9 protein-coding genes and 1 other RNA gene are annotated in these 13,198 nt (G+C 50.3%); 4 read left to right on the top strand and 6 right to left on the bottom strand.

Annotation, left to right across the window (positions count from 1 at the left end):
• Positions 1 to 191: 191 nt before the first annotated feature.
• Positions 192 to 1,091, bottom strand: a complete 900-nt coding sequence (locus ACO0K3_RS09055; RefSeq protein ID WP_422983825.1) for a LysR substrate-binding domain-containing protein — start codon at positions 1,089 to 1,091, stop codon at positions 192 to 194.
• Positions 1,092 to 1,225: 134 nt separating this feature from the next.
• On the opposite strand from ACO0K3_RS09055, the gene ACO0K3_RS09050 reads away from it, so the two are divergent.
• Positions 1,226 to 1,873, top strand: coding sequence for a DsbA family protein (locus ACO0K3_RS09050; protein WP_422983823.1), 648 nt, complete (start codon positions 1,226 to 1,228; stop codon positions 1,871 to 1,873).
• A 65-nt stretch (positions 1,874 to 1,938) separates the two neighbouring features.
• On the top strand, positions 1,939 to 2,817 hold the full coding sequence (locus ACO0K3_RS09045) for an MBL fold metallo-hydrolase (protein WP_422983821.1): 879 nt from the start codon (positions 1,939 to 1,941) through the stop codon (positions 2,815 to 2,817).
• Positions 2,818 to 2,980: 163 nt separating this feature from the next.
• On the opposite strand, the gene ACO0K3_RS09040 is transcribed toward ACO0K3_RS09045, so the two are convergent.
• The 5 genes from ACO0K3_RS09040 to ffs form a co-directional block, all read right to left on the bottom strand.
• Positions 2,981 to 4,771 (bottom strand): diguanylate cyclase domain-containing protein, encoded by a 1,791-nt coding sequence (locus ACO0K3_RS09040; RefSeq protein WP_422983819.1) that lies wholly within the window; start codon positions 4,769 to 4,771, stop codon positions 2,981 to 2,983.
• Between the two features lie 458 nt (positions 4,772 to 5,229).
• Complete coding sequence (locus ACO0K3_RS09035; RefSeq protein ID WP_422983817.1) at positions 5,230 to 5,793, bottom strand: hypothetical protein; 564 nt, start codon at positions 5,791 to 5,793, stop codon at positions 5,230 to 5,232.
• Positions 5,790 to 7,025, bottom strand: a complete 1,236-nt coding sequence (locus tag ACO0K3_RS09030; RefSeq protein ID WP_422983815.1) for an MGDG synthase family glycosyltransferase — start codon at positions 7,023 to 7,025, stop codon at positions 5,790 to 5,792. Before ACO0K3_RS09030 ends, ACO0K3_RS09035 begins: the two co-directional genes overlap by 4 nt.
• Positions 7,026 to 7,456: 431 nt before the next feature.
• Positions 7,457 to 7,918: a cache domain-containing protein gene (locus ACO0K3_RS09025; RefSeq protein ID WP_422983814.1), complete on the bottom strand. Its 462-nt coding sequence runs from the start codon at positions 7,916 to 7,918 to the stop codon at positions 7,457 to 7,459.
• Positions 7,919 to 8,112: 194 nt separating this feature from the next.
• Positions 8,113 to 8,211: signal recognition particle sRNA small type (ffs, locus tag ACO0K3_RS09020), an RNA gene on the bottom strand.
• 452 nt (positions 8,212 to 8,663) lie between these two features.
• On the opposite strand from ffs, the gene ACO0K3_RS09015 reads away from it, so the two are divergent.
• Positions 8,664 to 9,578, top strand: coding sequence for an ABC transporter ATP-binding protein (locus ACO0K3_RS09015; RefSeq protein WP_422983812.1), 915 nt, complete (start codon positions 8,664 to 8,666; stop codon positions 9,576 to 9,578).
• Positions 9,579 to 9,587: 9 nt separating this feature from the next.
• Positions 9,588 to 13,157 carry an ABC transporter permease/M1 family aminopeptidase gene (locus ACO0K3_RS09010; RefSeq protein WP_422983810.1) on the top strand — a complete coding sequence of 1,190 codons (3,570 nt, stop codon included), beginning with the start codon at positions 9,588 to 9,590 and terminating at the stop codon, positions 13,155 to 13,157.
• Positions 13,158 to 13,198 lie beyond the last annotated feature (41 nt).

The following is a 13,198-nucleotide window of genomic DNA, read 5'->3' as shown; positions in this document are numbered from 1 at the left end:
CTGGCACGAAAATCTTTTGGAAGCCGCATTCAGCCTGCGGGTTCAATATGGGAACATCTAAAAACTCTCTCATCAATATTAACCGAACTGGTTTCTCTTGCTTTTCCTCCGTGCCTCCGTGCCTCGGGGTCTCTGTGTTGAGAGGTCTTGGTTTTTGCGTAAACTCACCTTACCCCGGCTCAATTACGCGCTCAGGATGATTTTGCTAAAAATTGACTCAAAGCCTCAATTGCCGCGCTGACTTTTTTCGGTTGCAGATTACGTTTTAAGGTCACCGCAAAGATACCCGCTCCCGGTAAGCTCCAGTCTGTCAGCAGCACTTGCAAACGTCCGTTTTGCAATGCATCCCTGACCGTATAGCTAGGCAAGCGTGCCACTCCGAATCCCTCAAGTGCCAGCTCACACAACATACGCACACTATCGGTCATTGCACCCGGTGTCATGTTGATCCGTGCAGTCGAGCCCTGTCCGTTTTTAAACACCAAGGTTGTAGGATCCGCAAAACGACTCAAACCAATAATCCGGTGTGTACGCAAATCGTCGGGGGCAAGCGGGATACCGTAGTGCGACAGATACGCGGGAGAGGCGACCAACACTTCATGCAAATCAGATAGCTTGCGGGCCACCAGCGACGAATCACGCATCCAACCGGAACGGATTGCCAGATCAATCGACTGCGTGGTCATGTCGACGATGTGATCGTCGACCATGATATCCAATAACAATTTGGGATGGGCACGCGCCAGCGGTGCGAGCGCTGGCAAAATAATTTTCTCCGCAACATCCGATGCGGCAGAGATCCGCAGGCGTCCGGCAATTTCCCCCGAGTGCTCCGCCACCAGTTCTTGCGCAGCATCGGCAGATGCCAGCATGTCCTGACATTTCGCATAAAAATCCTGGCCGACTTCCGTCAGCGACAGACATCGCGTCGTCCGGTGCAATAAGCGCACACCCAGCTCGTCTTCAAGCTGACTGACTGCCGTACTGAGAACCGAGGTCGCCAGATCCTGCGCTCTCGCAGCCGCAGAAAACGAGCCATAACGTGCGACCTCGGCAAACAAGGCCATGCGTCTCAAATGATCAAATTGCATAAAAATATCGACTTGATTGTTCTGAAAAACAGAAAGATGATTTGCATCATACGCTCTTTTTCTGCCGCGACGCACTCCCTACAATGGCATCACTTCTTCGATTTGCAGCACTCCACAAAAAAAGGACAGCCCTCATGACAATCAAGCTTCACGCAATAGTTGATCCGCTCTGTGGCTGGTGCTATGCCGCCAGTCCTTTGCTAAAAAGCATCGGCCAATATTTTGGCGACGACTTAGCGATACGCTTCCACCCTGGTTTGTTGTTTGCGTCACCTGCCAATATCGATCCTGCCTATCGCGACCATATCGTCGCAGCCGATCAGCGTATCGCTGCGCTGGCAGGCATGACGTTTGGAGAAGCCTATCTGAACCGCGTCAAAACTGCAGATCCCTTGCAATACCATTCAGTTCCTCCTGCGGCAGCGGTGATGGCGGTACAAGAGCTGGCGCCACGATTGGCACACGCAATGCTGGAACAAATACAGAAGGCGCATTATGTCCACGGCAAGGACGTCAGCAATGTCGCGCTACTGGCGACGCTGGCCGAGCAGCTTGGTATTACTCCCACGACATTTGCATCCCATTACGCACAGGCATTGACGTCGCTGCCTCAGCACGTCAATACCGCCCGGGCTTATCTGAATGCGTTCGGTGCAAGTGGTTTTCCGAATTTCATCCTCGAAGCCGGTGGCATCAAAACGCATCTGAATCACAGCCACGCCTACCAGCATCCTGAGCGGCTACTGGCACAGATCGACACGATTCTCAAACACCCAGGTTAGTTCTTTTTTTACCCTTAGCAGTAGCAGACGTACCCGACCAACCACATCATCAAGAAAGACATCATATGAAAAAATCTCTGTTGACATTCGCCGCTCCAGCCCTGCTTGGCATGACAATCGCGGGTAGCAGCATCGCACAAAACAAACCACTAGAATTAAAAGTATTCAGCGCCGAAGAAAGCGGCTTCTATGTCAGCTCGGTACTGGTCACTGGCGAAAAAGAAGCCGTATTACTGGATACACAATTCACACGCGCCAATGCTTTACGGGTTGCAGCGATGATATTAGAAAGCGGCAAGCATCTGAACACCGTTTATATCAGCCAGGCAGATCCTGATTATTATTTCGGCGCAGAAGTTATCAAGGAAATTTTTCCTGACGCAAAAATCGTCGCCAGCGCTGGCACGGTCGATCACATCAAGGCAAATCTGCAAAAGAAACTTCAGGTATGGGGGCCGCAGTTAGGTGTGAACGGACCTAAAACACCCGTCATCCCTGAGGTATGGACAGCCAGCAGCATCGACCTGGAAGGTAAAAAACTCGAATTAGTCGGCTACGATGCACCGGAAGACTACAAGCACTATGTCTGGATCCCATCGATCAAAGCAATCGCTGGCGGTGTCACAACATTTGCCGATTTGCATGTCTGGACCGCAGACACCGCACAAAAAGAAGCCCGTGCTAACTGGGTCAAGTCGCTGGATCAGATGCTGTCGCTGCAAGCAAGTACGGTGGTACCGGGCCATCTCAAATCCGGCGCAAAACTTGATGCCTCACAACTGATCTATACCCGCGATTACCTGAAAAAATTTGAACAGGAATTTGATCAAAGTAAAAATGCCGCGGCACTGATTGACCGTATGAAAAAAGCCTACCCGAACGCAGGCCTGGGCATCGCACTGGATCTGGGTGCAAAAGTAAGTAAGGGTGAAATGAAGTGGTGATCGTTAGAACTAGATACTAAGGTCTGGATAGTAAAGTCTAGATATTGAGGTATTGATATTGAGACGCTGAGATAGTGAAGTAGCGGGATCATCCGCTACTTCACCTCGCATTCGCATTCCCATTACCACACCCACTCCCGCTCGCGAAAAAGCATTCTCAGCATCAGCGTGCTCTCGCTTTACGACGACTTTTTTCTTCAAACATACGCAAGTCCGATGCCCGTAGCAGACTATCCATATCCAAACCATCTTCCGGATACATTGCTAATCCGATGGATGCACCGACAATACCTGTAACGCCCTCTTTGAGGCGGACCGGTGCTTCGATTGCCTGACGTAATTTTTCGACTAATTGATTCGCCTGATCACGCTGCGCGACACCATGCAGATAGACGACAAACTCGTCACCGCCGAAACGCGCTGCGGCATCTTCTTTCCTGATTGCAGATTCCAGTCGTCTCGCTATCTCAATCAATACGATATCGCCTGCCTCATGCCCGTGCTCATCATTGATTTTTTTAAAGTGATCAAGGTCAATAAACAGCAATGCAAAGCGCAGATTCTTTAAATCCGTAGAGCGGCGCCGGGTAAAGTCGATCTGCGAAATAAAAGTATCGCGGTTCAAGAGATGCGTGAGACTGTCGGTGCGCAGGCTATGCTGCATTTCTTGCAAACTCTCCGCCAGTACACCGATCTCGTCGCGCCGCTGAATATCGATATCCCTGACTGGCTCACCGCTACCGACCCGCCGTGCTGCCTCGGTGAGTTTACGGATATCGACCATCGTCCAGCGCAGAATCAGATAGCCGAGTAATAAGGCCCCGAGTATCGCGCTCAGAGCAACGCCCAGACTACCGATGGTCAGACCACGCATCTCGGTACGGATCGCCGCTCTCGGCACTGCGACAATCGTGATCCACTCCAGTCCCGCCGGATCGATCAGGCGGCCAACAGCAATTTGGACGATCCCTTGCGGGGTGCTAATAATGTCAATCGTGGGAGCCTCATCGCTTACTCCGTCCCGCAGACGATCCGACATTTGTGGCATGATTCTTTGCTGCACATGATTGAACACATTGCGCATCAGAGGCGACACGCTTTCAGAAGCGAACTGACGCTTCAACGCGGTATCGCTGACACGGACATAAGGCAATTCACTCAAGGAAGTCGCCACCAGCTCGCCAGAACGCTCAACAATAAAAGCAATGCTGCCATCCGGCATCGCCATCTGCTGCAATGCTGCAGTGATCTGCTTGAGCGATACGTCAGTCGCGAGTACGCCGAGTAACTTTTCGCCTTGCGCGCTGTCGGCGTCACTCGCGTACAAGGGTTTGGTCAGCGTCAGTAATGGTTCGCGCTTGGTAAAATCAATGTAGACCGCTGACCATGCTGCCTTGTTTTTTGCGACGGCATTTTTATACCAGGGGCGCACTCTGGGGTCGAACTGATCGCTTCTGAGCAAAGCGATTTTTTGATTCGGCGCTGACATACTGTACACATCACTTTGGGTCGCGCCGGGTTGCCGGTAACGTACCTCTACCCGCCCCTCATCGACCATGCGCCTGACACTGACAAAACCACCATCCTCCGCACCGAAATACGCAAGTTGATTGATATCAGGGAACAAGCCAGTCGCACTCCACAGTCGCTCTTCTATCTTCAGCAAATCTTTAGGAAAAGCCAGGTCCAGACGAAAGTGGTTGTCTTTAGAGTGAATAGCATTCGGCGCAATCGAATTCAGAATGACATAGGCGCTCGCGAGCTGTTTTTCGCTGACGGCATTAATCCGCGAACTGATCGCATCCAGGGTTTTTTGGGCGACGGCATCGGTCGTTTCCTCCCCGGCGCGATACAAGACGGACGTAATGATACCTGCCAGTATCAGCATCAGAATCAGGAAAGGGATCAGGAGAATACGTAACAGCGAAGTGCTTTTTAGTCGCATAGTAGTCATCGCCTATCAGTGCAAGGAAGCTATCCATTCAGACCTGACTGATCGAATTAACTATGACAGACTATTTCAATCAGGCAAGCATAGTCCAATGTAGCACATCAAAAAACAATCACTCAAAAAAAATACGGGAACACCACGCTGACATGGCGGCACTGAGACACAAAGTAAAGACTGGAGTAAGCGGCTCCGTGGCATATCGATATCAAGCTGAGTGCGCCTGCTGGCACGAAATGCCTTTGAAAGCCGCATACAGCCTGCGGATTCAATACAGGGAACGGTTAAAAAGCTTCAAATTGAAAAATCCTATTGAAGACTTATGCAGACACCAAGACCTCTCATCACAGAGGCAAGGAGGCACAGAGACATGGAAAAAAACAGAAGTAAGCCGTTCCACAAAATATGGACTGGAGGATTTTTAGAAACATCCTATAGGAAACTTCTCATAATCCCCAACTCGGTCACCCCTCGTTAACCTTTTTCTCGCCTCTCGTAGCAGAAAAATAAGAAAACCAGAACAGGCCACACGCGAGTGTTAAAAAAGTCCAGTAATCTGTCGGCGCGCACCAGAGCCAGTGCTTGTGCCACGGAATGTACGCCGGATCAAAGCGCGCCAGGCCAAATGCAGGATTCAACACAAACCATAAAAAATCCTCCATGATCCAAAAACTCATGACGCTGGCTAGTGCCCTTGCTTCCAGCTTCAGCGTCCAGGTATGGAAAAAGAATAATGGAAAATGGAACACCAGCGAGATAAACGGAAATACCCAGGCGTGATATCCCGTCATAGCACGACCGCCCCAAAAGATATCAAGCAACCAATGCTTCTCTATACGCCAGGTCGGCAGGTTCGCCCCCCATCCGGCACTGCCCTCGATCTGTATCTCGGTCTGGGCAAAAAATAAGGCGAGTAAAGCAACCCAGGTCAGCAACACGATCAGCCGCCGCCAGACTGGCACAATGTCAGACTCCGCTTGCAAGTTGTGTCGGGACTTGGGCGATTTGGACGGTATGCGCTCGTTCATCGCGATATTGTCAGTCGTAGTGTTAGCAAGTTTGGCGGCTGCGTTGTTGGCTGCGCTGTCAGATCCATCGCTGGCAACATAGTCATGTCGCTACGATGTGAAGAGGAGCCAGAGTGACACACCTGTTCCAGCACCCTGCATGCCGCATCGGCACGCCCAAGCGCCATCGCCTTGAGCCGCATCTCATGCAGTTTTTCGGGATGCTCCAGCAGGTAGCGCACACGATATTCCAGCGTGACCTCATCGAAGGCCTTTAAAGCCACACCCTGCTCCAGCAAATAATCGGCATTACGTTCCTCCTGTCCGGGGATCGGTGCGTTGACGATCATCGGCAAACCCATCGCCAGACATTCTGAAGAAGTCAGACCGCCGGGCTTGGTCACCACCAGGTCGGCGCACGCCATCCATTGTTCGATATGGTCAGTGTACTTTTGCGCGACAAGACGCCCCGGAAATTGCGCCGCTAACTGCATCAGGGCTGTGTGTACACGATCATTTTTTCCCGCCATGGCGATTAATTGAAAGTCGCCTGCGATGCGTAACAAACGTGCAGCAATCTGCTCAAGACTACCAAGACCGGCACCACCGTCCATTAATAAAATCGTCGTTCTGCTGGCATCAAGACCAAGCTGCCGTGCCGCTACTGCACGGTCCGGCCTCAGTGCAAAGCCCGGCATGATGGGAATACCCGTTACATGGATCGTATCTGCTGCAATCCCTTGCGCCCGCATGCGAAAAGCCACCTCGTCATTCGCTGCAAAATAACCTGCCATTCCCTCATGCACCCACATCCTGTGCAAGTCAAAATCAGTAACCTGTACCCAGACCGGACAGTGCAAGCGTTGCTTGCGTAACAGCCGCGCCAGCATTTCTGCCGGTAAAAAATGCGTACAGATAATCGCATCAGGATTGACTGCGGCGATCTCTTTCAAAAGCGCCCGCGCATTCAGCCGCTCCAGAGCACGCCGCAGTTTTTCTATCGTACCGTCAGCCTGTGCTTCATGCGACACCTGATACAGGTATCCCCATAAGGTCGGCGCTTTATTGATCAGCTTGAGATAAAAATCGGTATAGATTTTACGAAAACCCGCCGTCACATAATTCATCACATCGAGATGATCTGCAACGACCCGATAACGAGGATCAAGCGAATAAGCACGAATCGCCTCAGCAGCACGCATATGCCCGGCCCCCGCAGAAACGCTCAGCAGTAATATCTTTTTTTGAGTCATACGGCACTGTTCCGGTAGTCGAATCAAGCATAGCGCTGAGCACTGACGTGATCACCTAAGCAAGCTTTTAGGTATTTACCAGATAAATAACTCAATAAGCTTTAACTCAGCGCATCATCGAGCACATTAATGAGCACATCAATGAGATGCGCCGCATTTTAGTGAGCAGATATGTCAGGCGTGTGATGTGAACATCTAGGGGTAGATATTGTCGTGTTTCAGCCACAAGCCGAAATATTAAAAGGGAACGGGTATCGACGCGATCATTAAAAGTATTGAAATACAAGAGCCGCATCAGTAAAAGACTGCTCCTGAAGGCTAGTAGAAGCCCCACCATCACCAGTCTTCTTGATCAGACGCTGTAATGTAAAAAGCCATCCCGACTTGCGCCGGGATGGCTTGCTGCATTTTCTGTTGATTTAATTACGCGTTTATTTATAGACGCCACAACCGACAAAATAGTCATCGACCTTTTCGACATAGGTTGATTTATTCTCTAGCACCTTGGTCATGGGATTCGGCCATTGATAATCAACCCAGCCGCTACCTTTGCCTTTGATGACGGCAATCATGTCCTTGACGACAAACTTGTCTCCGGCTTTCAGCTCAATCAGATTTTTTCCCATCATTTTTGGATTATTTCCGTGAGATAAATTGATGCCGTTCAAGTCGTAGACGATGATATACAGATCGCGGTCATGAAAATCTTTATTCGATGTATTGGCGAATTCTGCGAAGGCTTTTTCTTTACCTTGCGATTTAATCGCTGCGATCGCTTTTTTCACCATAGCGATAGCTTGATCCGCATTGCCTCTGTCATCTGCGGCAATCGATGACGACAACATGCCAAAACTTAAGGCGCAGGATATTAAAAACTGACTCAAGATTCTCATTCGTATCTCCTTTAGTTATTTTGTACCGGACAAAGAACTGCTAAATCAGAGTAGAGATAAATATTGTCGAAAGCAAGTAAATAGTGGTCTGAGGGCGCAAAGCCGCGACGCCAGTTGTCAGGGAAATTTTGTAAGAAGAGAAGTTTGTGAGAGCAACGGCGGGAAAAGCTGGGGGGGGATAAGACCTGAGAGAAAGAGGCGAGCCTGGTCTGCGGCACTTGCGGGAAATGACTGTGGCTGCTTCGTTCCCGACCTGACCAGATTGGCCATGCCGCAATGCGCAGGGGCCCGCCAGATCACATTATAACTGATCAGGCCGAATTCGTGCTGGCAATTTCTGTACCTCTGGCACCTTGCTTAGCGGATCGAATAGCCAACATTGGACGCAGCGGCATCAGATCGGCATCAGATTTCGTCCCTTGATTTACGGATTTCGTCCCCATTGGAGGCAGTCTCGTCACTTGCCAATAGCTTAAGCAAACCCTAAGGCTTATTGTCATCATCGGATTCCGTTTAGATTTCGTCCGCAGTCTGGGTGGAGGGCAAACCAGCATTGCAATAACGAAATATATTGCCTATTTGAACATTATTGCTATTATGTCCATCACGCAAGATGGACTGAATTAATACGTAATGCATTAATGCCGCAAATTGAACGCGTTGACATCTCGCAGCACTTTTTATTTTTTAAATTCTTTTTAGTCATTCAACTCACGAAGTCATCACACTCCCATAAGGAATGGTCATGGAACTACGCATACAGAATTTATCCAAGCAATACAGCAACGGTGTACAGGCGCTGAACAATATTACGCTGACGATACCGGCGGGCATGTTCGGCTTGCTGGGGCCAAACGGTGCGGGTAAATCGACGCTGATGCGTACGCTGGCAACCTTGCAGGATGCCGATTCGGGAACGGCGCATCTGGATGCGATTGATATCAAGACACACAAAGATGAGGTGCGCCGCATGCTCGGCTATCTGCCGCAGGATTTTGGTTTATATCCAAAAGTCAGTGCCTATGATTTGCTGGATCATTTTGCGATACTCAAAGGACTGAATAACCGCAAACAGCGTAAAGAAGTAGTCGAAGGTCTGCTGCACCAAACCAATCTCTTCAATGTAAAAACGAAACACGTGGGCGGCTTCTCAGGCGGCATGCGCCAACGTTTCGGTATCGCACAGGCTTTATTGGGCAATCCAAAACTGATCATCGTCGACGAACCGACGGCAGGTCTCGATCCGGAAGAACGTGTGCGCTTTCACAATCTGTTATCGGATATCGGTAGCGACAAAATCGTGATCCTGTCGACGCACATCGTGGAGGATGTTGCCGATCTGTGCAATCACATGGCGGTCATCAATCAGGGCTCAGTGATCCTGACAGGCCAGCCTTTACAGCTCATCGATCAGATCCAGGGCAAAATCTGGAAACGCTTCATCGAAAAAAGTGAACTGGCTACCTACCAGTCGCAATACCAGGTGATCTCCAGTCGCCTGACCTCAGGACGCACGCTGATACATGTCCACGCGGATAACCATCCGGGTGATGGCTTTACCCAAGCCCAGGGCAATCTGGAAGACGTGTATTTCTCAGCGATGGCAACGCTGCTGGCGCAGCAAACCGCAACGTCGACCTCATCTGCCCGCGCGGCATAAGGAACGACCATGCTCTCAATTATTTTGTTTGAGCTGCGGCAAAAATCCCGCAGCATTTCTACCTACATCTACTTTCTGATGTTCTTCTCGCTGGCGATGTTGTGGATCGCCGCTGCGGGTGGCGTGTTTGATGGTGCCGTGATTGATTTTGGCGGCAAGGTACATATCAATTCACCGATGGCGATTTCACAGACCGTGACCTTTCTCGGCTATCTCGGCGTGGTGATCGTCGCGGCGATGATGGGACGTGCGATCCAGCAAGATACCGAACACAATATCTGGCACTTTTTTTACAGCGCCCCCCTCAGTAAACTTCAGTATCTGGGTGGTCGTTATGTGGGGGCGTTGCTGACGTTGATTCTGATTTTTTCCAGTATCAGTTTGGGTGCATGGCTGGGTTGCTACCTGCCTGGCGTGGGCAAAAATTTTCTGGGAACGATGATTCCGGCAGCTTATCTTGCACCCTACTTTACTTCGCTGATACCGAATCTGATGATCTTCGGCGCGCTCTTCTTCACACTCGGTGCCCTATATCGCCGCATGCTGCCGGTCTATGTGTCAAGTGTGGTTCTGCTAATTGGCTACCTGGTTGCTGGCGGCCTCGCCCGCGACATTGATGACAGAACGCTGGCTGCGCTGATTGACCCATTCGGCTCACGCGCGATCAGCCGTGTCACAGAATATTGGAGCATCGCAGATAAAAATAGCCGCATCGTGCCTCTGCAAGGCCTGCTGCTCTATAACCGCCTGATCTGGGGCGCTGTCGGCATTCTCGCGATGGTATTTTGTTACTGGCGTTTTGATTTTGCGGCAATCAGCGCAGGCGGCAAGCAAAAGAAAATCGCCGCCAAAGAAGTGGCACCGACATCGATTCAGATCCATGTCGTCACCCCGAATTATGGCGGAGTCAATCTCTTGTCGCTATTTATCAGTCAATGCTGGCTGAACCTGCGCGAAACAGTCAAGAACGTGTACTTCATCGTCATCGCCCTGACGGGTGTGATGTTTATGTTTTCACTCTCGAACGCACTTAGCAAAATGTATGGCACGACGACTTACCCGGTCACCTATGCGGTACTGGATTTGCTCGGTACCAGCTTTAGCCTGTTCATGCTGATCATCACGACCTTCTATGCAGGGGAACTGGTGTGGCGCGAACGCGATGCGCGGATTGCTCAGTTACTCGATGCCCTGCCGGTACCGAACTGGCTGCCTTTACTGTCAAAACTGGTGGCGCTCATCAGCTTGCAAGGCATCCTGTTATTCGTGCTGATGATATGCGGGATCATCATCCAGACCGCGAAAGGCTATACGCATTATGAGTTAAGCCAGTACCTGGAACATCTGTTCCTGATGCAATGGCCAGCCTACGCTCTGATTGCGGTGCTGGCAGTGGCAGTGCAAGTTATTCTGAACAATAAGTACGTCGGTTACTTTGTCATGATCGCGTATTACATCGCAACGATTGCCTTACCGTCTTTGGGTATCGAGCATCCTATGGTGATGTACGGCGGCGGTCCGACTGCGCGCTACTCCGATATGGACGGTTTTGGTCACAACTTGCCACAGGTATTCTGGTACCAACTGTACTGGAGCGGTGCAGCCTTGATATTGCTAGGTATAGCGATGCTGATGTGGGTACGCGGCACCACTGTCGAATGGCGTAATCGACTGCGCCTGGCACAGCACTCTGTCACGCCTGCGATCGCATCCGTGCTGGTGGTAGGCAGTCTGTTGTTTGCCGGCGTCGGCGGTTTATTGTTCTATTACACGAATATCATTAATCACTATCAGAGCAGCTTTGACAGTGAGGCTGACAGGGCAAACTATGAAAAGCAGTATAAAAAATATGAAGCCCTGCCGCAACCCCGCATTACAGATATCAAGGTCGCTGTCGATATTTTTCCAGATCAAAGAACTGCCAGTGCCAAAGCCAGCTATCAACTGGTCAATAAAGGAACGACAGCGATCAGCGAAATTTTTATCTCGCAGGCAGAAGATGTCGATATCAAGCAACTGCATTTCGACAGAACGGCAACGCCAGTGATTCAGGATAAGAAAGGGTTTTATAGCTACAAACTCACTCCGGCACTAGAAGCAGGCGATAAACTCGGTCTCGACATCGAACTGGCATTTGCACCGAAAGGGATTGCCGGCATGGGCAGCGACAGCCATATCCTGCACAACGGTACTTTTTTTAACAGTGGCAGTTTTCCGAGTATCGGCTATCAATCAAGAGCTGAGTTGAGCGATGAGAAAGAACGCAAGAAACACGGACTGCCAGAAAAAGAAAGAATGGCTGATCGCGATGATCCTAAAGGTCTGTCAAATAGCTATATCGCCAATGACGCAGACTGGATACGCTTTGACGCAACCGTCTCCACCAGCGCAGATCAGATCGGGATTGCGCCGGGCAGACTGATCAAGGAATGGACCGAAAATGGCCGACGTTATTTCCACTATGCGCCGGATAAACCGGTATTAAACTTCTTCGCCTTTATGTCAGCACGGTACAGCGTGAAGAAAGCGCAATGGAACGATGTTGCGATCGAGATCGATTACCAAAAAGGTCATGAATACAATTTGGACCGCATGATCAAAGGCGTACAGGAGTCGCTCACCTACTACACTCAGAACTTCGGCCCTTATCAGCACAAAATGGTGCGTATCATTGAGTTCCCGCGCTATGCGAGCTTTGCCCAGGCATTCCCGAACACGATTCCGTTTTCTGAAAGTATCGGCTTTATTGCCAAGGTCGATGATCAGGATCCGAAAGATCTGGACTATCCTTTTTATGTGACAGCGCATGAAGTCGCACATCAATGGTGGGCACATCAGGTCGTCTCGGGCAATACCAAAGGCGCAACGATCCTGGTCGAGACGCTGGCCCAATATTCTGCACTAATGGTGATGGAAAAGACCTACGGCAAAGACAAAATGCGCAAGTTCCTGAAGTACGAACTGGATCGTTATCTGATGGGTCGTAGTCGGGAGCGCAAGAAGGAATTGCCTATCGCTTTTAATGAAAATCAGGACTATATCCATTATGCAAAGGGCAGTCTGGTTATGTACCTGCTTCAGGATCAGATTGGCCAAGACAAAGTCAATGCTGCCTTGCGCGACGTGATCGCCCAATATGCGAATCAAGGTGCGCCTTACCCAAGTAGCAAAGTACTGGTCGATGCCTTGCGCAAGGTCACACCGGAGGACAAACAGGGGCTGATCACCGATCTGTTTGAGTCCATCGTGTTATTCGAAAATCGTGCCCTGACCGCAAGTGCAAAATCTGTTGGCAACGGTCAGTACGAGGTCACTCTGACCGCAAGCAGCAACAAGCTAAAAGCCGATGAACTCGGTGTAGAAAAAGAGCTACTCCTGCATGACTGGATCGATATCGGCGTGGATGATAAAGACGGAAAACCTTTGTTCAGAGAGCGCAAACTCATTGACAGCAAGGACGTCACCTACACCATGCTGGTCAAAGGCGAACCAGCCAAAGCCGGGATTGATCCAGATAACAAATATATCGACCGCAAACCGGAAGACAATCTGATCAAGGTGGAGATGCCCGCTAAATAGTTGTTGCTAAGAATAGTTGTTGCTGAGGTCAGTGGTAGCAG

The organism is Undibacterium sp. Rencai35W (genome assembly GCF_049340185.1).
Classification (GTDB): domain Bacteria; phylum Pseudomonadota; class Gammaproteobacteria; order Burkholderiales; family Burkholderiaceae_D; genus Undibacterium.
The sequence above is the reverse complement of the archived record's forward strand: the minus strand, read 5'-3'. Positions and strand labels throughout refer to the sequence as shown.

Excerpts from the sequence above, each read along its gene's own strand:
- ACO0K3_RS09015 (WP_422983812.1), top strand. The coding sequence starts at position 8,664 with ATGGAACTACGCATACAGAATTTATCCAAGCAATACAGCAACGGTGTA.
- ACO0K3_RS09030 (WP_422983815.1), bottom strand. The coding sequence starts at position 7,025 with ATGACTCAAAAAAAGATATTACTGCTGAGCGTTTCTGCGGGGGCCGGG.
- ACO0K3_RS09050 (WP_422983823.1), top strand. The coding sequence starts at position 1,226 with ATGACAATCAAGCTTCACGCAATAGTTGATCCGCTCTGTGGCTGGTGC.
- ACO0K3_RS09045 (WP_422983821.1), top strand. The coding sequence starts at position 1,939 with ATGAAAAAATCTCTGTTGACATTCGCCGCTCCAGCCCTGCTTGGCATG.
- ACO0K3_RS09025 (WP_422983814.1), bottom strand. The coding sequence starts at position 7,918 with ATGAGAATCTTGAGTCAGTTTTTAATATCCTGCGCCTTAAGTTTTGGC.
- ACO0K3_RS09035 (WP_422983817.1), bottom strand. The coding sequence starts at position 5,793 with ATGAACGAGCGCATACCGTCCAAATCGCCCAAGTCCCGACACAACTTG.
- ACO0K3_RS09040 (WP_422983819.1), bottom strand. The coding sequence starts at position 4,771 with ATGACTACTATGCGACTAAAAAGCACTTCGCTGTTACGTATTCTCCTG.
- ACO0K3_RS09055 (WP_422983825.1), bottom strand. The coding sequence starts at position 1,091 with ATGCAATTTGATCATTTGAGACGCATGGCCTTGTTTGCCGAGGTCGCA.
- ACO0K3_RS09010 (WP_422983810.1), top strand. The coding sequence starts at position 9,588 with ATGCTCTCAATTATTTTGTTTGAGCTGCGGCAAAAATCCCGCAGCATT.